12 protein-coding genes are annotated in these 22,328 nt (G+C 69.7%); 6 read left to right on the top strand and 6 right to left on the bottom strand.

The features are described from left to right. Positions 1–336: 336 nt before the first annotated feature. A complete protein-coding gene (locus JOD66_RS18210) occupies positions 337–744 on the bottom strand; it encodes a hypothetical protein (protein WP_204838242.1) in 408 nt (135 codons plus the stop codon). A 522-nt stretch (positions 745–1,266) separates the two neighbouring features. On the opposite strand from JOD66_RS18210, the gene JOD66_RS18215 reads away from it, so the two are divergent. Then, entirely contained in the window at positions 1,267–1,806 is a 540-nt protein-coding gene (locus tag JOD66_RS18215; RefSeq protein ID WP_204838243.1) for a hypothetical protein, read from the top strand. 70 nt (positions 1,807–1,876) lie between these two features. Further along, complete coding sequence (locus tag JOD66_RS18220; RefSeq protein ID WP_204838244.1) at positions 1,877–2,245, top strand: DUF2750 domain-containing protein; 369 nt, start codon at positions 1,877–1,879, stop codon at positions 2,243–2,245. Positions 2,246–2,320: 75 nt separating this feature from the next. Here JOD66_RS18220 and JOD66_RS18225 read toward each other — a convergent pair whose 3' ends face one another. The 4 genes from JOD66_RS18225 to JOD66_RS29190 all read right to left on the bottom strand — a co-directional run bounded on the left by JOD66_RS18225 (position 2,321) and on the right by JOD66_RS29190 (position 4,933). Next, positions 2,321–2,929, bottom strand: coding sequence for a hypothetical protein (locus tag JOD66_RS18225; RefSeq protein WP_204838245.1), 609 nt, complete (start codon positions 2,927–2,929; stop codon positions 2,321–2,323). 443 nt (positions 2,930–3,372) lie between these two features. Further along, complete coding sequence (locus JOD66_RS18230; protein ID WP_204838246.1) at positions 3,373–3,810, bottom strand: hypothetical protein; 438 nt, start codon at positions 3,808–3,810, stop codon at positions 3,373–3,375. Positions 3,811–3,880: 70 nt separating this feature from the next. Beyond that, a complete protein-coding gene (locus JOD66_RS18235) occupies positions 3,881–4,225 on the bottom strand; it encodes a YciI family protein (RefSeq protein WP_204838247.1) in 345 nt (114 codons plus the stop codon). Between the two features lie 45 nt (positions 4,226–4,270). After that, positions 4,271–4,933: a TetR/AcrR family transcriptional regulator gene (locus tag JOD66_RS29190; protein WP_204838248.1), complete on the bottom strand. Its 663-nt coding sequence runs from the start codon at positions 4,931–4,933 to the stop codon at positions 4,271–4,273. A 98-nt stretch (positions 4,934–5,031) separates the two neighbouring features. Here JOD66_RS29190 and JOD66_RS18245 point away from each other — a divergent pair, with 98 nt between their 5' ends. Genes JOD66_RS18245 through JOD66_RS18255 form a run of 3 tightly spaced genes read left to right on the top strand, consistent with a single transcriptional unit; the run spans position 5,032 to position 8,392 of the window. Beyond that, complete coding sequence (locus JOD66_RS18245; RefSeq protein ID WP_204838249.1) at positions 5,032–6,426, top strand: APC family permease; 1,395 nt, start codon at positions 5,032–5,034, stop codon at positions 6,424–6,426. Continuing rightward, complete coding sequence (locus tag JOD66_RS18250) at positions 6,423–8,018, top strand: N,N-dimethylformamidase beta subunit family domain-containing protein (protein WP_204838250.1); 1,596 nt, start codon at positions 6,423–6,425, stop codon at positions 8,016–8,018. The genes JOD66_RS18245 and JOD66_RS18250 overlap by 4 nt, the downstream gene beginning before the upstream one ends. Further along, positions 8,015–8,392 (top strand): cupin domain-containing protein, encoded by a 378-nt coding sequence (locus tag JOD66_RS18255; protein WP_204838251.1) that lies wholly within the window; start codon positions 8,015–8,017, stop codon positions 8,390–8,392. Before JOD66_RS18250 ends, JOD66_RS18255 begins: the two co-directional genes overlap by 4 nt. Here JOD66_RS18255 and JOD66_RS18260 read toward each other — a convergent pair. Next, a complete protein-coding gene (locus JOD66_RS18260) occupies positions 8,352–9,404 on the bottom strand; it encodes a lysozyme family protein (RefSeq protein WP_204838252.1) in 1,053 nt (350 codons plus the stop codon). The two genes, JOD66_RS18255 and JOD66_RS18260, sit on opposite strands and share 41 nt — an antisense overlap. 533 nt (positions 9,405–9,937) lie before the next feature. On the opposite strand from JOD66_RS18260, the gene JOD66_RS18265 reads away from it, so the two are divergent. Continuing rightward, positions 9,938–21,859 carry an RCC1 domain-containing protein gene (locus JOD66_RS18265; RefSeq protein WP_204838253.1) on the top strand — a complete coding sequence of 3,974 codons (11,922 nt, stop codon included), beginning with the start codon at positions 9,938–9,940 and terminating at the stop codon, positions 21,857–21,859. The last annotated feature ends 469 nt before the right edge of the window (positions 21,860–22,328 follow it).

The following is a 22,328-nucleotide window of genomic DNA, read 5'->3' on the forward strand; positions in this document are numbered from 1 at the left end:
AATCCCCTCACCTCCACCAGCAAGCAAGAACCGGCAGGTCGCCTCTGACCTGCCGGTTCTCGCGTTTCCGGCACGTGCGATCGATCAGTCCTGGCAGGGGCAGGTGCCTTCGGCGTGCTTGTAGTCGTAGAAGCGCGGGTTTCCGCAGTAGCAGACAATCCGAGACGTGTCGGTCGGCTCAGTGCCGTGGTCGACATCGGCACCGTACGCAGGGCACGGCCCTCTCTGCATCGTCGGTTGGCCGTTGAGTCACCTGACCAGTGTCGTGCGAAGATCCGTCTTTCGGCATCACCGCGCGGTTCGGGGCCGATGCGGCCCGGTCCGCCCGCGACGGCGTCACCGAGACCCCGGCTCGCCCAAGACGAACACGACCCGACCGGGGGAACCGGGTTCGTCGACGAGGACCCTGAGTCGGAGTGGTCCTGTGGCGATCCCGGTTGCGCGCTGCTCCTCGTTGCCAGCGTCCGACAGGATCAGGGTGCCACTGGCAGCCACGAACTCGTCGTCGTGGATGCACACCATGTCCTCATCTGCGTAGTCGACCCACACCTCTGCGATCGCCTCACCGTCGACGGCGTGCTGGATGCCCACGGCAACCACCGAGCGGCCGGCCGCGATCCCGTTCTGGTCGAGCGTCGTCGGTAGTCCCTCGACGGAACCAGGATCGCCGAGCACCGCGAGACCCCAGGGCCATTCTCTGGTCATCGACAGCAACCGGCGCGCGCCACCCACACAGGTGATCATGCCCCGTCGTGGTGTCTCCGGGCCGCTACGTCGTTCGCTCGTCCACCCTGTAGTCCGCGGGTCTGAGCAGTTCGACACCTGGGAGATAGGTGCGGTAATCGGCATGACCGCGGGGACCGCGATAGGAGCGGGCACGTCGAGTGCACTGCGCGGTCCTACATGGTGGCGGGCCAGGACGCTGACGACTGCCAGGAGCGCTCGGCGCCGATGCGCCAGATGAAGCCTCGTGGATCGTCCAATGCTCGATCGGCCTCTGCGCGGGACGGAGTCCCCTGCGGCCACAGGTGCGGATGCCAGACACCGAGCATCGCCGCCCGTGACTCCAGGTCTGAGACTGCGTCACCTGCGACCAACAGCGCCACCGAGTCGCAGCCCTCCGCCGGCTCACCGCCCGTGACGAAGCCGACGACGCGACCCCGCCGCCACCGGGGACCGCCCGGTAAGCCCCTCATCCGCACGGGCCGATGCTATCCGTGCCAACGACGACTGGCGCGGACGGAGGGAGCGGACGAGAATCCCGACGTGGACCTCGCCGTTGTCAGTGCAACGATCCCGGAAGCGCGACGTCTGACATTTTGCACGGGGCTCGCTTGGGCCCTGGAGCCGGTTCTTTCGTTAGACACTTCGCCGATAGGTCGACGTGCCGCTTCCGAGGTGAAGCAACTGGTAGCGGAGACGTGGCAGGTAGTAGGCACTGATGATGACGCCCGCGATCTGGAGCTGCGGGTGAGAGACCGCGACGAGCTGGTCGGTGTCGACCTCGACGTGCCTGAGTCTTGGCGATCAGACCTTCTGAACGTTCTTCAGTTCGGACTCCGCTGCGCCCGTACTCGGGACGAGCGCTGGCTCGTGTCTGCTCTTGCGGCGTGCCAGGACCTGCTGTACTTCCTGCAGCAGGCGGCCGGGGAGTCCGGGAACGAGGCGGGCGAGTGGGTCATCGATAGCGTGGCTGACTGGGCCCGGGCAGACGTGTGGCTCTCCGACTACTCGACAGCCCTTTCCGGTGTCCGATCGCGCATCGAGGACTTGGCCTCAGCGGCATCGGTCTCCCGGTCCCCCTAGAAACCGAGGCTCACCGCGTCCGTGCAGGTCGCGGCAGGAGCCGGTGGTCGGTCTCAGGCAGACTGCCGGCATGAGCACAAGCGGCGCCCAAGCGGCGGCCTTCTTCCGTGATGTGGCTCGGACCAACCTGGTCTGGTGGGTGCGGGACGAGGACGGCAGTCCAGCGCCAATCTCCGAGTCCGGGCAGCGCGCGTTCCCGTACTGGTCGAGTGAAGCGCGGGCGCGGCGGGCCGCGACGCTGTGGGGTTCGCAGTTTCGGGCATTGTCGATGCCTCTGGACCACTGGCGCAGCGTGGAGTTGCCCGACCTCGATCGAGGTGGGTTTCGGGTCGGCATCAACTGGAGTGGGTCGCGGTTGACTGGTTGGGACTTCGCTGTGAGCGAGGTCGTCACCCGCCTCGCTCACGCGCTCGGTGAGACGACCGCGGGGAACGACTGAAACGTCCCAGCTAGGACCTGGCTGGCTCTTCGGTGGAGGGCGACATGCCCGACGAGGGCACCTTGTTGCGCCCGCTCAGGAGAGCATCTTCAGCTCCGTGACGATCTCCAGATCATCGAACTCTGAGATCGCGTCCCCTTCCGCGATCAGCTCTGGAGACGTCGTGAAGCCGATCAGCTGATCGTCGACGAGCGTTCGGACGAGCTGCTCGACCTCAGGTCCCGGTCCTCCCCACACCTCGATCAACACGTGGCCCCTCGTCTCGGACTGTGCTCGCGCGATGTAGGTGGGGGAGTGGGGCCGGACTCGGTCGCTGACGACGATCTCGCTGAACTCCGCGCCCTCGGCGCAGGCGACCTGCTCGAACCCAGAGTCGTTGCCGCAGGAGTCGCTTCCAGGAAAGGGATGACTCACCTGGACGAAGATCGACTCCACCGCCGTGTCGTGGGTGGTGATCGAGGCCCGCAGGCCGGAGTCGTCCACACTCCCGCGCACGTCAGCGACGTCTTCCGGCTCGAGGTGTGACAGCACGGACGCCGCCAAGGCTCGAGGAGTCGCCGTCACGCGCGCGTCGTCCGATGTGCTCTCCTGAGTGTGTTTCGCCTCCACCGATCCGGTACAACCAGCCGTCGCGAAGGCGACCATGGCCGCGATGAAGGCGGCAAGAGAGCTCCGGGTCGCCACGAGGAGAAGGCTAGGCGATGGCTGACCTCAGCGCTGCAGGAGATCGCTGCGTGGGGTGCGCCTGATCCACCACACGCAGCGGAGTGCAGGAACTGATAGCGGCAGGTCTAGGTGGCCTACCTCGGATCGAGCATCGCGTGTGCCCATTCCTCCAGATCCTTCGGGTCGTTCCGCCCCGCTGGCTCGGCGAGACACAGAGCCGCGCGCACCGACCGATCCGCCGAGTCTCCGATCGCGGTCGACCCGCCGTCCCCGCGATCCAGGTATCTCCAAAGGGCGACTTTCGACCTCGTCAGCAAGGCATCGTCCGGGATCCCGGCCTCCCAAGCCGCGCACAGGTCGCCGACCACTGACTGCAGCTCTGAAGGGATCTGTCCGCGTTCGCGAAGCAAGGTCGCGATGCGTCCGGCGACTACTCGGTGGCTGTCAGCCATGTTGCGAACCTAACCCGTCTGCGGACGTGGGGCCTCGCCCCGCAGGATGGCCAACTTGTTCTCCGGCGCATCGGGAGCGAGGAACTCTGGGATGGTGCGATCGTCGCGCCTCGGCCTGGACAGGAACGGGACGGGCCACTCGGTGATTCGCTCCCGCTCGACATGCCGAAAGGCGCCGTCGCCGGTCTCGTCGATGTACTCCCGTTGACGCACGAGCGCGAGGGGCGGTTCGGCCCCGATTGTGGCCTCGGAATGGGCCAGTGCATCTTCGTAGGTGCTGAACGCGTAGAAGTAGTCGTCACCATCGGAGGTGTCGTCGGCACCCTGATCAGGGTGACACCAGACCCGGTACTCGAGGACCTCGTCCCAGACATAGCCGCCGCCCGCGTGAGCGGTGGCCGGATAGGTGCCCACCTTGTCTGGTTCGACTGCCGTCGGGAAGGACATGGCAGCAGGATTCCACGTCCCGGCCCGCCGGGCGGGGAAGCATGCCACGGGCATTCGGCGCCCAGACACGTCAAGCAGGCCGAGGAACCGCATCACCGGGGAACGTCAGGCAGGCGTGGACCTCGTAGGTCATCATTCCGGCCCGCACGCAGGGATCCTCGGCGAACAGCGCGTCGGCCTCCTCGACGCCGATGGTCAGCACCGCGATGCCGGCGAGGGTGTCCGAGAGGACCGGGACGAGGACGGCGATGACGCCGTCGGCGCGCAGGGTGACCATGCGGCGCTGGTGCTCCAGCTCGGTCGCGTCGGCGCCCTGCTGGTGTCGGTCGGCGGTCCAGGTGAGCACGCAGACGCTCGCGGGGGTCGCGGTCGCGGCCAGGTCCTGGATCTGTGCATCGGTGACCGGTGATGTCATGTCATGAACCTACGCCCCGGCGCGGGTGGCGGACCCGGGTCGCGCTCAGCCGAGCTGCGTCGCGAGCTGGTCGGCCCAGGGCGTCCCGGCGGCGGCGAGCAGTCGATCGGCCTGACGGCGGATCGCTGGGATCCGGCTGGGGCGGGCGATGACCAGGCGCAGGGCGAGGACGGCGACGTCGTCGGGCGCGGAGGGGTCGCGGGGCCGGCCGGACCAGCGGACGGCCTGGTTGATCGTGGCGTCGAGCATCTCGATCACGACGTCGGCTCGGGTCGCGACGAACTCCCCGTCGGCCACGCCGCGTTCGATGACGTCGCGCGATCGGGCCATCGCGGCGTCGTACGCCGTGCGCCACTCGCGGAACTCGGGCTCGTCGATCAGCGCGCTCAGGTAGAGGCCGCGCAGGTCGTAGGCGCTGGTCATCTCGACCAGGATCTCGCGGCGGACGGACTGGTAGAACTCGACGGACGCCGGCGTGCCCTCGGGGAGCTCGCGGGCGCCGCGCAGGCCAGGTGAGCGCTCGTGGTCGTACGCGTAGAGAGCGCGGGCGATGTCGTGCTTGGTCGCGAAATGGTGGAAGAGCGACGGCTGGCGCACGCCGACGGCGTCGGCGATCTCGCGCGTCGACGTGCCGTGGAATCCCTTCGTCGCGAACAGGCGCGCGGCCTCGCGCAGGATCTGCTCCGGGGTGACCTTCGAGCGCGCCATGGCTTCAGTCTATCGACTGATAGACAAAGCGGGAGCGGTGGTCCTACAGTGTCGCCGTCGCCTATCGATCGATAGGCAAACGGCCGGCAAGGAGACCCATGGAATCGACCACAGCAGCCGCGGAGACCGGTGGCGGGCTCCGCGGCGACGCCGTCAGTGCACGGCACCTCGTGTTCTTCGTGGTGTCGGCCGCGGCACCGTTGACCGTGATGGCGGGCTTCGCGCCGCTCGCGTTCCTCGTCGGGGGCCAGACCGCGCCGGTCGGGTATCTCGCCGCCGGCCTCGTCTACGCCCTCTTCGCCGTCGGCTTCTGCGCGATGTCGCGCCACGTGCGCAACGCCGGGGCGTTCTACGCCTATGTCAGCCGAGGGCTCGGCCGTACCGTCGGCGCCGGCTCCGCCCTCGTCGCGTACGTCGCCTACACCCTCGGCGAGATCGGCTTCTGCGCCGCGGCGGGTCTGTTCGCATCGACGACGCTCGACGACCTCGCCGGGATCCGGCTCTCCTGGGGCGTGTGCGCGGTGGCGCTCGGTGCGATCGTCTCGGTGGTGTCGTACTGCCGGGTCGACGTCGGCGCCCGCGTCCTCGCCCTGCTCCTGGCCGGCGAGCTCGGGCTGCTCCTCGCGCTCGTGGTCGCGATCCTCGCGAAGGGCACTCCGGAGGGCCTCTCGCTGCGGGGCTTCGACCCGTCGACCTGGGACGCCAGCGTGCTGGGGTCGCTGTTCGTGATCACCTTCGTGGTCTACATCGGCTTCGAGCAGACGGCCGTGTACGCCGAGGAGGCGCGCGACCCACGCCGGACCGTGCCCCGGGCGACCTATCTCGCCGTCGGGCTGCTCGCCGTCACCTACACCGTCGTGTCCTGGGTGCTGCTGATGGCCATCGGTCCCGGCGCGCTCGGCGCCGCGCTGGCCGGCGACCCGTCCCAGCTGGTCTTCGCCGTCAACCAGGCCTTCCTCGGCGGCTTCCTGACCGACGTGATGCAGGTCCTCATCGTGACCAGCTTCGTCGCGGGTGTGCTCGCGCTGCACAACGCCGGCGCCCGGTACCTGTTCGCGCTGGGCCGCGACCGGCTGCTGCCCGTCTCGCTCGGCACGACAGGCGAGAACGGCAGCCCGTCGCGGGCGGTCGTCGTCCAGTCCGCGATCGTGCTCCTCGCCCTGATCGGCTTCGGGCTCTCCGACCTCGACCCCTACACCCAGGTCGTGATCTGGACGAACACCCCGACCCTCGTCGGCGTGCTCTTCCTGCAGATCCTCACGTCGGTGGCGGTGATCAGCTTCTTCGCCCGCAACCACAGCGACGAGAGCATCTGGCAGCGCCTGGTCGCACCGGCTCTCGCCACGGTGGTGCTCGGAGTCGTCCTCTACCTGGTCTGCTCCAAGATGGGCCTGCTCACCGGCCTCGGGGCTCGCGACAACCTGCTCATCAACCTGCCCCTGGCGGTCGCCTTCGTCGCGGGCCTCGTCCGCGGGGTGGTGGCTGCCCGATGAGTGTCGCCCGCTACGCCTGGTCGATCCCCGGCTTCCCGGTCGAGCGGCCCGGGGCGGATCCGACGACCCCCGAGATCTGGTGCTACGCCGACCGCTACAGCTGTCTCCCGGGCGACGAGGTCGGTCTCAGCGTCCACACCACCGCGCCGACGTACGACGTCCGGGTGCTGCGCGACGGCGCGGACCCGGTCGAGGTGTGGTCGGCGGCGGACCTCCCCGGCGTCGCGCATCCGACGCCCGAGGACGCCTACGCGGTGGGGTGCGGATGGCCGGTCGCGGTGCGGATCCCCGTCGCCGCGCACTGGTCGAGCGGCTTCTACCTGGTCGTCGTGGGGTGTGAGGTCGACGGGCGTCGCCACGAGCGGGAGGGCTTCTTCGTGGTCCGAGCGGCGCGACCGAGCGCCGACATCGCACTCGTGCTGACGACCGGGACGCTGGCGGCGTACAACGACTGGGGCGGCGCCAACCACTACCGCGGCCTCGGCGACGACCCGTACGCCGACGTCCCCGCCCCCGTGCTGTCGAGCCGGCGGCCGGTCGCGCGGGGCATGCTGCGGCTGCCCGACGGCGCGCCCCGCAATGCCAACCCGACGACGCCCGGGCCGGGCTACCGTCCCCGTCATCCCACCTACGAGTGGGCGATCACGCACGGCTACTCGCGCCATCACAGCGACGCCTTCTGGGCGACCTACGAGCGGCCGTTCGTGGTGTGGGCCGAGCGCAACGGCTACCGGCTCGACCACCTCACGCAGCAGGACCTGCACGACGACCCCACGGCGCTCGACGGCTACCGATGCGCGGTGTTCGTCGGCCACGACGAGTACTGGACCTGGGAGATGCGCGACGTCGTCGACCGCTTCGTCGACGCCGGCGGTCACCTCGCCCGGTTCGCCGGCAACTACGTCTGGCAGGTCCGGCTCGACGACGAGGGCCGGCAGACCTGCTACAAGGACCCGAACCTCGACCCACTGCTCGCCATCAACCCGACCCGCGTCACCACGACTTGGGACGCGCCGTTCGTCGGGCGTCCCGCGGCGTCCACGATGGGCCTGACCGGCCTCGGCGGCGCCTACGCGCGGTATGGCGCCACCACCCCGCGCAGCAGCGGCGGCTACACCGTCTACCGGCCCGAGCACTGGGCGCTCGAGGGCACCGACCTGTTCTACGGCGACGTGTTCGGCGCGGCCCCGGTCTGCGTGGCCGCCTTCGAGGTCGACGGCGTCGACTACACCTTCCGCCACGGTCTGCCGTACCCGACCGGCGCCGACGGCGCGCCCGCCGACCTCGAGATCGTCGCGATGACCCCGGCCGTCCTCGGCGAGATCGACCGGTGGGCGGGCGAGGTCCCGATCGGCGCGCCGATGGACGAGATGCACCAGCTCCTCCGGGCGGTCTGGGGCGACGACGTCCCGGAGCGCTTCCGCAGCGGATACGGCGCCGGCATGGTCGCCACCTTCCGCCGCGGCGCCGGCGAGGTCTTCAACGCCGGCACCACCGAGTGGGTCAGCGGCCTCATCCACCGCGACCCGTTCACCGAGCAGATCACCCACAACGTGCTGCGCCGCTTCGCCGGACGCCAGGAGGACCGATGACCCAGCCCCGCACCGTCGCCGACATCCGCACGATCGCCGTCGGCACCGGCTCGGCCGTCGTACCCGAGTGGGAGGTGGGCGCCGCCTCACCCGGCTGGGAGGAGACCGAGTGGCGGGCCTTCGGCGACGACGAGACACGGCCCTTCGGCGGCGCCTGGGAGGGCCGGCCGGGTTCCCTGCGGCTCGACGACTATCCGTACGACGAGGTCTGCGTGATGCTCACCGGTGTCGTCGCGCTCGTCGACCTCTCGGGCGCGCGGCGGGAGTTCCGCGCGGGCGAGGCATTCTTCGTCCCGCGGGGCTTCGCCGGGACCTGGGAGACCGTGGAGCCCGCTACCAAGGTGTTCGTCGCGCTCCCGGTGTCGGGAGCGTAGGCCGAGGGCCGACGTCGAGCGGAGCCTCGATGCAGGGAGACGCGCTCGTCGGCAAGGCGGTCGGTCCGTCCGATGGGGGGAGGGTGGGGGTCGCGGGCTCGACCGGCTCGCACGGCTCTGCGGTCGGCACCGCCGTCGGCGTCGTCGTTGCTGTCGGTGTGGTCGGTGCGGTCGGCGGGGTCGGCGGGACGGGGTCGTGGGACTGGCGCAGCTCCGACCAGTGGCGATGGTCGACTGTCTCCAGCCAGTACTCGACGGCGCGGACGGTCGGCTCCGGTGTGGGCTCCACGACGCCGGGCGGTTCGACCGCAAGGACGGTCGGCTCCTGCTGCGTGGCTTCCGCTGCCTGGTAGGCCGCTTGGGCGGTGAGCACCCGCCGCGCGAACGCGAGGTTCTGGTTGAGGTTCGAGAGTGCTGCCTGCAGGTTCGCGGCGTTGCTCAGGTCGGTCGAGGAGCTGCAGAGCAGGACGGCCACGGCGAGCGCGGCGTCGTCGAGGTCCTGCGGGTCGCGAACCCCGTCGTCGTCCGCGTCGACGCCGACCTGCGCCCACATCGTGGGGGTGAGGTGCATCGGGCCGATGGCACGGTCGTGGACCGGGTCGTGGTCGAGGAGGCCGGCGTCGGTGTCGGAGACGGGGGCTCGGTCTCGGTCGCGGACGAGTGGTCCGACGATGGGTGCTTCGGCTCTGCCGTGCTCGGTGGTCACCCGCCCGACTGCCGCCAGCAGGGTCCAGGAGAGGCCGCAGGCCGGGGCGGCGCTGGCGATCACGGCTTCGGCGCGTCGGTAGGCGGCGGTTGCCTCGGGCGGGATCTCGGCGCCCAGCGCTGTGGTGTGCCGCCGCGCCCTGACGCTGACCCAGGCCACGCTGTTCGCCAGTGGCTCGGTGGCTGTCGTCGGCAGCGCGGCGAGAACCTCGTTGCTGGGTGATGACGCATCACTCCCGTGATCGGTCGGATGCGCGGTTGTTCCGGACGAATCGACGGACCCGAGCGTGACGGTCGCGGCCGCCACGGACGCGATCGTGATCGCGGCCGCGCTGAGTACAGCGAGGGCCACGCTCTGGCGGATCGTGCGCTGCTCCGAGCGGGCCCACGTGCGTCGCGGCCCTCGTGACATGGGTTCCTCCTCGAGGCGGAGCCCCATGTCGACGTTCGTCGCTCCGAGCATCAAGGAACGCCCATGAACACGGGGCTTGTCAAGGTGCGCGACGTACGACGATCGCGAATCGCCCCGAATCTAGGGGGTTTCGGCCACGGGATCTCGGTCCGCGGAGAACACTGCCGTCTCGGCCACGCCGGAACGGTCCTAGTCAATTTGGGTCATTGACACTTTTTGTAGGCCCTATGAACATCTCTGCCCTGATGTGACGCCGGTTGTGCTCGGGCGAGTGCGATGTGGGGCCGGGGCCGCGGGAGGGGACCACCCCCATGGCTGCTCGTACAAGTGAGATCGTTCGGCTTCTGATCGCCATTCTGCGTTCGGCAGCGCATGCGTTGCGGCGCGCTCTCGGTCCGGCCGGCGCGACCGTCGGCAGGCGGATCGCGGTGGCGTCGACCGCCGCGGCGGTCCTGGTGGGCAGCGTGGTCACGGTCGTCCTGGTGACCGACAACCCGCCTGCGGACCGAGCCCCACTCACCGGAGCCGGGGACGCCTACGACGTCGAGCTCGACGCCCTGGACGCGATGAAGCGGCCGAAGGCCGACCGGGGAGTGCGGCTCAACGACCCGGTCGAGCCTGCGTCCGACGAGGCGAGGCGCCCGGGCGCGAAGTCGAAGAAGGTGTGTGAGGAGCAGCCCGCAGCGGGCTCCGGCCAGGCCGTCGACGGTGCCGAGAACGAGGGCGCCAGTCCGCTCGACCTGCTGCTCGGCGACGGCAAGAAGGGGGACCGTGAGGTCTGCGTGTACGCCGAGACCCGCCAGGCGGACGACCTTCCCGCGGTCGATCCGCTGACCCTGGCCGACGGCTACGAGTCTGTCCCCGAGCCGAAGACGCCCGAGGGCCCCGCGGATGGTCCGACCGGCGACCCCGGCGCTGCACCGGAGGGGGATCCGTCCGGTCAGCCCTCGGCTGACCCATCGGACCCGGTCGACCCATCGGACCCGGTCGACCCATCGGAGGGGGCCGAGACGCCCGATCCCCAGGCGTCCGAGCAGGGCTCGGCAACGCCGGCGCCGGCGGGACGTGCTCGGCGTACCAGCGGCGACGTGGTGGTCGATGCTCCGGCCAACGCGGTCCCCGCAGTAGCGCGCACCGCTGCCGCGCCGGGGGCGGGGGAGTACCTGTCGCCGAACTGGGTGCAGCTCCACCCGGCCAGCCAGCCGGTCGCCTCGACCGAGGCGTCGATGGCCTACGACAAGACCCGCCAGCAGATCGTCCGCTTCGGCGGCCGGAACGGCAGCGGCACCGCGCTGGCGCAGACCTGGGTGTGGAACGGGACGACCTGGGTCCAGAAGACTCCAGCAACCAGCCCGCCGGCCCGCTACCGCGCCACGATGGCGTGGGACGCGAACCTCGGCAAGCTCGTGCTCTTCGGTGGCCAGTCCAGCGCCAGCGGGTGGCTCAACGACGTCTGGGCGTGGGACGGCACGACCTGGGCGCAGGTCACCCCGACCGGCACCGCGCCGACCGCGCGGGCCGGCGCGATGATGGCGTACGACGCTGCCCGCGCGGCACTGGTCGTGTTCGGCGGCGTCAACGCCTCCGGTGCGCGCAACGACACCTTCCAGCTCAAGACCACCGGCACCCCGCCGACCACGACCACGGCCTGGACGCAGGTCCAGGCACACGGGGTCACCGGCGCGCCGGCAGCCCGTTTCGACGGCGGCCTCGGGTACTCGGCGTCGACCAACCAGCTGCTGCTCTTCGGCGGCGCCACCAGCTGCGGCTCGGGGACCTGCGCGACGGTCGGCGACACCTGGATCCTGGGACCGACAGCGTCGACGTGGACCGCGAAGAGCCCCACCCACCACCCCTCGGCGCGCACCTCGATGGCGATGACGCTGGACGCCGGACTCGGCGTGGTTCCGGCCGGGTCCGGGGTCGACCCGTCGAAGGGCGCCGTGGTGATGTTCGGCGGTCTCTCCTACGACGGCACGACCCCGACCCTGCATCACGACACCTGGGCGTGGACCGGCGACGACTGGGCCACGGCGGTGGGGATCGCCTCCCCGACCGGCCGGGCCGGCATGTCGATGGCCTCCGACGGCCAGGGACAGCTGGTGATGTTCGGCGGTCTCGGCGGAACGACCGCAACGACCTTCCTCGACGAGACCTGGGCCTACGACACCGGGCTTCCGGTGCTCGAGATGGAGGTGACCAGCGCTTCCGACGACCCCAGTGCTGCCGGCGAGGACCCGGTCTTCTGGACGGGTGATGTCGCCGAGATCGAGGTGACCGCTGTCAACACCGGCACTGCGCCCATCAATGGCTTCACGCTCACCTCCGCGCTGCAGAGCACGTTGCTCGCGGTCGGCACCCTGATCAAGGTCGACGGCAGCCCGGTGGCGGCCTGTCCCCCCGTGGTGACGGTGCTGTGCGGCGTGGTTGAGAACCTGACGGCCTCCATCAACCAGATCGACATCCCCATCGGCGGCAGCCGGGTCGGTGACTTCCTGGCCTCCGTGGTCGGCACCCAACGCGGCTGCGACCTCATCGACATCCCGGCGATCGCCTCCGACCTCACCGGCGCCTCCGCCCAGGTCTACTCCCAGATCACCGTGTGCGGCGGTGGCCTGGGCCTGGAGGACTGGTGGACCTATGACTCCACCGACCTCGGCAACGGCGGCGTCGCGAGCGTCAACGTGGCCAATGGCAACCTCGTGGTCCAGCAGACCGACGCGGCCCCGGTCCAGGCGCGCGGCCGGCTCGCGCTGGGAGTCAACCGGTTCTACAACTCCCAGGGCCACCAGGGCGACTCCCTGGGCGACCCGCTGGGCATCGGCTGGCAGTTCGACCTCGGCGAGACGGGCGCGTTCGCGGGCGGCTTCGGCGTCGGCGGGATCCCGATCCTGCCGAACATCCAGACCGTCCTGCAGCCCCTGTCGATGCCCTACTTCGACCGCGACGGCACCCGGCACACCTTCAAGCTGCGTTCCCTCGGCGCGACCATCGGTGACGTCAACCTGCCCATCGACCTCACCCAGAGCGGAGACGGCACGAGCGGCGGCCTGCTGCAGCAGATCCTCAAGCTGCTCAACCCCAAGACCCTGCTGCACGACCTGGTCTCGACATTGCCGGGCAAGAGCTACGACAAGCTCTGCATCGACCAGGCGTACACCGGGCCTCCAGGGTCGAACATGTACCTGTTCCGTTACATCGGCACCGCCGCCAGCGGCTGCGCGAACCCCGCCTCGGACGGGTTCATCCAGGTCGGCTGGTCCCTGGTCCGCCCCGACCGGGTCCGCTACGACTACGACACACTCGGCCGGATCATCTCGGTCACCGATCCCGCCGGCCAGCAGCTCAGGTACCGGTACAACGGCGACCTCCACGGCCCGACCAAGATCTACACGACCGAGCTCGACGGCGACCCGTGTGAGGGCACCACGTGCCCGTCCCTGACGATCAAGTACAACAGCGCGGCACCGACGGGCTACCAGCTCGTCACGGTCACCGACTCCGCCAAGCGCGTCACGTCGTACCTGATCCGTCACGACGGACCCACCCCCTATCTCGCGCAGGTCTGGGAACCGGGCAACCCGCTGCCGCCGTTCAACGGCGCCCCGGGCAGCAGCACCGCGGCTCGGCCGTCGTGGAGCTACACCTACTCCACCGCCACTCAGGCATGTCCGGGCTCCGATGCGAACGCGAAGACCACCGGACAGCTCTGCTCGGCCACCGACGCGCTGGGCAACACCACGACCTTCGCCTACACCGCCGCTCCCATCGGTCCCGACCGCGTCCTCGAGGTCACCGACCGTCGCGGCAACGCCTCGGGCGGCGGCAGCAAGGGCCTCGCCACCCGGTACACCTGGACCAACCACTCCAGCGACGACGACGCGCCGCCGCTGCAGGTCACCGCCGACATCGGCAGCCCCGACCAGGTAGACGCCTGCGCCACCGGCACGGACCCGAGCTGTCAGCGGATCAGGTACACCGGCATCGACGAGTGGGGACGAGTCGGTGAGATCGACGAAGGCGACTCCGGCGGGCTCACCCTGCGCCAGAGCGGCTACTTCTGGGACGGTCTGGGCGCTGACGGCGGGATCGAGTCGTGCAGCCTGCCGGCGAATGCGCCGATGAACCACAACCTGTGTCAGACCGTCCGCCGAGCCAAGCCCAGCAACGCGCCCCTCGTTCCCGGCGAGGCCGGCACCGCCACCGTGGACGGCGTCTCCGTCCAGGACGAGGCGATCGCGTACACCTACGGCACCCTGGGCCAGCCGCTGCGCAAGAAGGCCCTGCTCGATGCCGGGCAGCCGTGGACGGACGCGAACTCCGCGATCACCACCTGGGGCACCCACGACCAGTACTTCGACGCGAACGGCGACCAGCGAGTCGTCACGAACTACGTGCGTGGCAACGGCGAGATCGACTCCAGCGGTGTCGCATCGCAGTACGTCGCCGCAGTCGACGCCGACAACCCGTATGCCTACTGGCGACTCGGCGAGACCTCCGGCACCACGATGACGGCGCGCACCGGCCCCAACGGGGTCTACCAGGCCGGCGTCACCCTCGGTGCGCCCGGCATGATCGCCGGCAACCCCGCCATCAACGAGTCCACGACCGGCAACGGCGCCGTGGTCAACCCGCTCAACGGCTTCGCCAACGGCACCGGCACCTCCTCGGCGTTCAGCGTCGAATCGTGGCAGAAGACGACCGACACGACCCAGCCGCAACGCACCTTCGCCTGGGGCACGCTGGCGGCGTACGCGGAGGTCGGCCGCAACTACGGCGGCCGCCCGATCATGTACCTCAGCTCGGACACCGCCAACGGCAAGGCCGCAGCCATCGCCGGCAACGCCTCGATCGCCGACGGCGAGTGGCACCACGTGGTGTACACCTACGACGGCTCCGGCTCCACCACCGGGATGGCGATCTGGGTCGACGGAGTCAAGCAGTCGGTCGTCGTGGTCGACGACGACCTCACCGGCCCGTTCGCTGCTGCGTCCTCGGCCGGCTCCACCGGACGGGGCGGGCCCGGGTCGAGCCTCGACGAGCTCGCGCTGTACACCTCGGTCCTGCCCGCGGGCCGGATCGTCAACCACTTCAAGGCCGGCCTCGGCGGTGGCGATCCCGTCGAAGCCGACACCCTCTACGCCACCACCGACCAGATCCAGGAGCTCTCGCCGCGCGGCAACGCCCCCGCCGCGGAGAACCCGAACGACAGCTGGGGCGACTACCTGACCACGATCCGCCGCGACCTGCCGCCGAACGGGACCCTGGCCTCGACCAACAAGCCCGCCGACACGACGATCTGCGGGACCGCGACCAAGGGCAACACCGGTCTGGTCTGCGAGGTAGACGCCCCATCGTCGGCGGGAGTGTCGGCGGGCGCCTGCCAGTCGCCGACCTCCGGCCTGCCGGCCGGCAGCCCGGCCGCGCCTACCAGCTCCGGCTACACCCACGCCTGCACGACCTACGAGTACAACAGTGCCGGTCAGCGCACGCTCATGAAGTCGCCGAAGGCCAACGCCGGCAACCTCTCCGAGGTCACCGAGTACCGCTACTACGACGACACCACCGCCTGCGACACCGCAACCGCCCGAGCCAACTGCGACCTGTCCGGCTCCGTGTCGGCCGGCGGCTGGCTCAAGGCTGTCATCGACCCGACCGGCAAGAAGACCGTCTTCGCCTACGACGCCGCCGGCAATGTCGCCCGCACCTGGGAGCGCAACGCCACCAACGGCCTGCCGTTGAGCGCCACCTGGTCGAGTGCCGACGCGCCGCCCTCACCGGCGTACATCGACCAGGTCAACGCCACCCCGGTGACCTCGGACTCGCTCAGCGTGTCCAACACCGCGCTGGTGGCCGTCATGCCCGACGGCACGGTGTCCGGCTCGGGCGTCAACACCTCCGGTGAGCTCGGCGACGGCACCACCACCACGCGCCCCAGCGCAGTCCCGGCCGTCGGGCTGAGCAATGTGGTCCAGGTCGCCCAGAGCGCGACCGGCTCCCAGCTCGGGTGCGCCCGCAGCTACTTCCTCACCGGCTCCGGCGCGGTGTGGTGGGCCGGTCCCGGCCAGTCCACACCCGTGCAGCTCGCCCCGAGCGTGTTGAAGGACATCATCCAGATCGCCGCCGGCGGCTGCCACATCCTCGCGCTCGACGCCCAAGGACGCGTCTGGGCCTGGGGATCGAACGCCACCGGACAGATCGGCAAGGGCACGACCGGCGGCTCGGATGTCACCACCCCGGTCAAGGTCCTCGACAACGTCGCCACCATCGGCGCCGGCAGCCAGCACTCCCTGGCCGTCAAGACCGACGGCAGCCTCTGGACCTGGGGCGCCAACGGCAACGGCCAGCTCGGCCACGGCGACACCACCGCACGCAACACCCCCACCGAGATCACCTCAGGCATCAAGGGCGTCCGCGCCGTCTCCGGCGGCGTCAACACCTCCTACGCGCTGACCCGCGACGGCAAGGCCTGGTCCTGGGGCGCCAACGCCTCGGGCAACCTCGGCCTGGGCGACATGACCCAGCGCACCAGCCCGACCCGGATCACCACCCTCGGCGACGGCACCCCCGCCGGCCCGGTCAAGCAGATCGTCGGCGCCAACGGCGGCGCCGCCGCGCTCATGGCCGACGGCACCGTCCGCGGCTGGGGCACCAACGGATCCGCCCAGCTCGGCGGCGCCGTCATCGGCACCTCCACCAACCCCGTCGCCATCCCGACCCTCACCGGACAGGTCGCGCTTGCCGGCGGCTGGTCCACCTGGGCCGCCGCGGACAGCGCCGGCACCATCAAGGTCTGGGGATCGACCTTCAACCGGCAACGCGCCGACGGCCAGAACCCGATCACCACCACCACACCGGCCCCTTCGAAGCTGATCATCTCGCCCTACACGCAACCCGGCTGGGCGATGCGCGGCACCCGCGACGCCACCGGCAACCTCACCACCCAGACCACCGACCCCCTCAACCAGGTACGACGAGTCCGCTCCGGTCGCGGCAACGAGACCTTCACCGCCGCCTACGACAAGACCACCGGCTACGACGCCTCCGGTCGCCCGGTCTGGACCAGCGGCGCCCAGCACCGATCCACCGCCACGGTGACCTCGATCAGCTACGACCCGTTCGGCAACCCGGTCAAGACCGTCGATGCCCGCGGCATCGCATCCTTGGCCACCTTCGACGCCGTCAACCGGCCACTCACCACCAAGATCACCCGCGACACCGCCACGACCGGCCAGTGCACGGGCACCGCGTCGGGAACCGACTGGACCACCGCACAGGCCGGCGAACGGGTGTGCATCACCTCGACGACGTATGACGGGGTCGACCGCCCGATCACCGGTACCGACGGTGCCTCGCAGACGACCCGGACCTGGTTCGACGCCGCCGGCCGCACCCTGCGGGTCGACGCCCCGCGTGCCAGCGGCGTCGTGCTGACCAGCCGCTTCAACAACGACCGCGACGGCAACGTCCTCGACGCCTGCAGCCCCCGCGAGCAGGCGGCGGGCGGCAGCTGCACCAGCACGGGTCGGTACTCGACCCATTACGTCATCGACCGGGCCGGGCGCACCGTCTCGGCGACGAAGTACCGGATGGACGGCGCCACCGCGAAGTCCATCCAGACCGGCTACCGCTACGACGCCGACGGCAACACCGTCTCCGTCACCGACCCGAACGGTCACGAGACCACCACGACCTACGACCTCCAAGGGCGACGGACCAGCCAGACCGTTCCCCGCAGCGCCACCCAGTCGAACACCACGACCTGGACCTACGACGACTCCGGCAACGTCACCGCGATCAACGCCCCGGGATTCACCAACACCGGCACCGGCGCCGACGGCGACCTCGTCGTCGACGGCATCACGGGCGCGGGCTCGACCGACGGCGTCGCGCACGGAGCGGGCAACCCGTTCCAGATCCCCGACGGCGCGCAATACGGCAGTGTCACCCTGCAGAACGGCGCCCACGTCACCACGACCGGCACGAGCAGCGGCCTGGTCTTCTCCGCCTCCGGCACCGTCACGGTCTGCTCGAGCTGCGTGATCACCATGGCCGGCAAGGGCGACACCGGCGGCGCGGCCAACCAGGACGCGGCCAACCCCAACCCCGGCCACGGCGGCAAGCGGGGCACCACCAACTTGGCGCTCGCCGGCACCGGCGGCGGAGGCGGCGGCCACAAGACCGATGGGTCGCCGGGCATGGGCACCGGCTCGGCCGTCGGCGCTCCCGGCCTCGCCTCCGGCACCGCTGACCTCTCCGGCGTCGGCGGCGACTACCTCGAGGGTTCCGGCGGTGGCGGCGGCGGTGGCGGCAACGGCGCGCTCAGCGTCGGGGGCAGCGGCGGCAACGGCGGCGGCTACATCCGCATCGTCGCCGACAGGCTCGTCGTCAACGGCACCATCACCGTCGCCGGAGCCAACGGCTCGGCACCCACCGGAGCCAACTCCGCCGGTGGTGGCGGTGGCGCCGGCGGCGGGATCTGGGTCGAGGCCGACGAGGTCGAGCTCGCCTCACCCGCCGTGTTCAACGTCAGCGGCGGCACCGGGGGTCCCGGCGCGAACAACCGCAACGGCGGCAACGGCGCCGACGGACGGATCCGCATCGACGCCGGCACCCTCACCAACGGCACGGGCAGCGTTCCGCCTGAGGCCTTCCGCGGCAACAGCGCCTCCGTCACCGCGATCTCCTACGACGCCGCGAACCGGCCCCTCGACACCCTCGAGGGCGCCCTGACCACCCAGGCCGACCCCGCCCGCGACCACACCGCCTGGGCCGCCCCCGGTCTCGACGGCATGTCGAACACCCGCACCCGGGCGCTGTACAACGCCGACGGCGTGATCACCGCGGTGCTGCCGCCCCAGGCGTTCAGCGACGTCGCGTCCCTGACCGCACCCAACGCCAACACCGCTCGGCGCATCGACTACGACCTCGACGGCAACCCGGTCGCGACCTACTCGCCGCGCTACGACAGCGCCGCGGGCAGCCCCACCGCGTCGATCTCGGCTGTCGGCGCCGGTGGTGACGGCGGCATCGGCGGGAACCAGCAGACCACCCAGTGCCCGACAGGTCCCACGACCGACCAGGTTCGCGGGCTCTCGGCGTACGCCTCGACGGTCGGGGTCTGCTCGACCCGCGCGACGTACAACCCGGTCGGCAAGGTCCTGCGGCAGTACCTGCCCACCTCGACCGGTGGCGACAACCGCTACCTCGAGTACACCTACACCGGCGACAACCTGGTCGCGAAGGTCACCGGCCCCGACCCGACCAACACCGGCGGCAGCGGCCGGGTCGACGTCGCCACCACCACCTACGACGGTGTCGGGCGCACCACCAAGACCGTCAACGCCAAGGGCTACGGGCCGCAGACCAGCTACACCGGAGACGGCCTCGTCGCACAGACCACCGGCCAGGGCTACACCGACGGTGTCCACACCGTCGCCGAGATCACGACATTCACCTACGACGCCAACGGCAACCTGGTCGACACCCTCAACCCCGAGGGCGACCACACGCTGCAGACCTGGACCACCGACGACCTGCTGGCCTCGATCGACGCCCCCGGCCCGGACGCCAGCGACTTCGCGACCACCGTCTACACCTACGACGACGCCGGAAACCCGATCAAGGTCCTCAACCCCAACGCCGAGAAGGACGGCACCCGGGCCGTCATCAACAGTTTCACCGACGACAACCTCATCGCCTACACCCACACCCCGATCAACAACGGCGCCTACCGATCCGTGCGGTACAAGTACACGCCGGCCGGGTTGAAGGCCGTCACCGAGACCGCGAAGTGCTCCAGCACCCTGGGCGACATCGACGTCGATGACTGCTACCGCGGCAGCCCCAACTGGCACTCCGGTGGCGCGATGCGGATCCAGTACGGCGACAACGGCCGCGTCCGCGAGCAGACCGGCCGCGCCGGCAGCGCACGACGCACGATCCGCAGCAGCTACGCCCAGCACGGAGGACTGCTCCAGGTCACCGACCCGATCAGCGACGTCACCACCGACGTCAGCTACTACCTCGACGGCAAGGTCCGCACCGTCACCGACTCCGGCACCGGTTCTGCCGGAGCGAACACCAACACCTACGCCTACGACGGCGCCGGACAGGTCACCGTCCGCTCGGACCAGACCGGACCAGACGGTGCCACCGAAGGCAACAAGAAGACCACGTCGTACGCCTACAACCAGGCCGGGCTGGCGCAGTCGATGACGTCCCAGGTCCTCGGCGAGACCACGACGTACACCTATGACACCGCCAGCCGGCTCCTCAACGCCTCGACGCCATCCGGGTCGGGTGCCCATGTCAACGAGTGGTCCTGGCATCCCAACAACGCGCTCGCCCGGGCCCGAACGGTCTTCTCCTCGGGCGGGACCGACACGGAGATCGCTGACTACGAGTACGTCTACGACAACAACCGCAACATCGTCACCCAAGCGGTCTCCGGCACTGTCGGGACCTATGCGTCGAACTACGAGTACAGCCCCGCCCAGCAGCTGACGAAGTGGACCTACGCGCCTTCACCCGGCACGGCCAAGGTCACGACGTACGGCTATGACCGCAACAACAACCGGACCTCTCAGAAGGTCGACTCCGGCGACCCGACCATCTGGGACTACCGGCTCGACAACTCGATCAACTTCGTCAACGGCCCGGTATCGGGGGATGGGGACAAGCGGACCTACACCTACAACGACGACGGTCTGCTCCACACCGACGGCTGTGTGACCAACACCTACGACGCCTTCGACCGGGTCAAGCAGGTCACCGTCGACTCGACCACCACCCCATGCCCCGCGGGGGAGGACACGACCACCAGCTACACCTACGACGGGCTGGACCGGCAACGAGCCATCACCGTCACCGGCTCCGACGAGGCCGGGCAGAACACGACCACGAAGGACGTCTACGACGGACTCACCACCACGGTGGTGGGGCAGTACAACGCGGTCAACGGCGCGTTCACCCAGCCCGAGGTGTTGTACCAGCTCGACGCCGGAGGCAACCAATACGCCTACGACCAGGCCAACGCGTCGGCGGGCAAGGCATTCCTCGACACCGACGGTCACGGCAACGTCACCGCGATCACCACCGCCCCCGCCAGCGGCACCGGCGGCACGGGTGTCTTGGGCTGCGGGGTGGTCTACGACCCCTACGGCAACCCGTACCAGCCGGACTCGGGCGGCAACGGGATCTGCGCGAACGGCAGTCAGAAGAACACCACCGGCAACGCCGCCTGGTACCGCGGCCTGACCCGCGACGGGTCGACGGGGACCTATCAGATGGGCACCCGGACCTACGACCCCGACACCGGAGCCTTCACCACCCCCGACTCCTACCGGGTCGCCTCGCCCTCGACCGACCTTTCGGTCGGGACCGACCCGCTGACCGCCAACACCTACACCTACGTCAACGGCAACCCGGTCAACATGATCGACCCCGATGGCCACGGCGCCGTCGATCCCTGGGGCAACGACGTTTCTCCGTGCGTCTCGAACCCGAACTCGAAGTCGTGCAGCTCCGTAGGCGTCGCGAAGGAAGCGGCCGCCCACAAGGAACTCGTCGTCCGAGAAACAGACGCACGGAACGCCGACCGGTACAGGATGGCGAAGACCATCCACGGGACTATTCAGACCAATGAGGGCTTCTTCGACCACGGGGTCGGAGGATTCTTGAACAACGCGGCGTCAGGAACAATCGGCGGCCTCCTGGAACTCGAAGCGCTTGTCCCGCGCATGACGGTGTCGAACGTCCAGATGGCCCCCGGACTGTCAGTCCCCTTCCCGGGGTTCGAACTGGGCAGAACATCCCTGAAGGACAAGTTCTACGACGCGACGGGTGCCAACCCGGACTCGGCGGTCACCAAGACGTGCGAATGGTTTTGCAGCTGGGGGCCCGGACTCGTTGCAGGCGTCGTGCGTCGGGCTGTGACGAAGGCCATCGTCAAAGGCGGCACCAAGACCGTCGCCAAGACGAGTATCAAAAATGGCGCTAGCGCAGGTCGCCTATTCGCCTCGCAGGACCCCTACGTCGCCGGTACGGCGAACGCGATCGAGGCCGTTTTTCCCGGACGAGTGGTCGGTGTCAACGGCATGCGGCCGATGTCGAACGGCCTTTCCAGAGAGGTTGACATCGACTTGGGCAACCTCCTGGTGCAAGTCAAGAGCGGGAACGCACGAGGTCTCACGGGGCAGATCGACAAGACTCAGAGGACAACCGGAGTTCCGACGATTGGCTACGCTCCAGGGATCAGTGACGCAGGTTGGCGTAACGCCGCCAGCGAAGGAATCGTAATCCTGAGATCCCAGGATGAACTGATCGCCTACCTTAAGGAGTTCGGATGAGAGGCGGCTTCTTGATAGCGCTAGACGATGGTCTATTCATCCGCGCATCGTCTGCTCTCGTGATGCTGGGTGGAGTGGAAGCAGTCGACGGGGACGGGAATCGTCTCGTGCAGGTCTCAGACGAAGGTCGTCTCTTCACCCTGTACGACCGGGTTTCAGAGGGCACTGAGTGGGAGGTCCATGAGGGGGAGTTCAGTGCGGCGACGGGTGTGGAGCTCCCTGACATGCGAAACGTGACGGCTTGCCCCTTCGAATGTCGCTGGCCAGACCTCGCCATCCGTCTCTCAGATGCGGTCGCGCGGACTACTGAGGCGCCGACCTGGCTGCTCGACGGCGACGGGGTCGTGTGGGACGCGGAGACTGTTGATCCGACCACAGTGCGACTCTGACCACCTTGCGTTGGCTGCGGTCGCACCTGACTGCCGGATCCACTCCAGAAGCCGAGCTCATGGATGGCGGAATGGGATGG

It is taken from the genome of Nocardioides nitrophenolicus (assembly GCF_016907515.1).
Lineage (GTDB): Bacteria > Actinomycetota > Actinomycetes > Propionibacteriales > Nocardioidaceae > Nocardioides > Nocardioides nitrophenolicus.

What these genes read in the sequence shown, in the direction of transcription:
- JOD66_RS18235 (WP_204838247.1), bottom strand. Translation starts at nt 4,225, where the DNA reads ATGACATCACCGGTCACCGATGCACAGATCCAGGACCTGGCCGCGACC.
- JOD66_RS18230 (WP_204838246.1), bottom strand. Translation starts at nt 3,810, where the DNA reads ATGTCCTTCCCGACGGCAGTCGAACCAGACAAGGTGGGCACCTATCCG.
- JOD66_RS29190 (WP_204838248.1), bottom strand. Translation starts at nt 4,933, where the DNA reads ATGGCGCGCTCGAAGGTCACCCCGGAGCAGATCCTGCGCGAGGCCGCG.
- JOD66_RS18245 (WP_204838249.1), top strand. Translation starts at nt 5,032, where the DNA reads ATGGAATCGACCACAGCAGCCGCGGAGACCGGTGGCGGGCTCCGCGGC.
- JOD66_RS18210 (WP_204838242.1), bottom strand. Translation starts at nt 744, where the DNA reads ATGATCACCTGTGTGGGTGGCGCGCGCCGGTTGCTGTCGATGACCAGA.
- JOD66_RS18255 (WP_204838251.1), top strand. Translation starts at nt 8,015, where the DNA reads ATGACCCAGCCCCGCACCGTCGCCGACATCCGCACGATCGCCGTCGGC.
- JOD66_RS18250 (WP_204838250.1), top strand. Translation starts at nt 6,423, where the DNA reads ATGAGTGTCGCCCGCTACGCCTGGTCGATCCCCGGCTTCCCGGTCGAG.
- JOD66_RS18220 (WP_204838244.1), top strand. Translation starts at nt 1,877, where the DNA reads ATGAGCACAAGCGGCGCCCAAGCGGCGGCCTTCTTCCGTGATGTGGCT.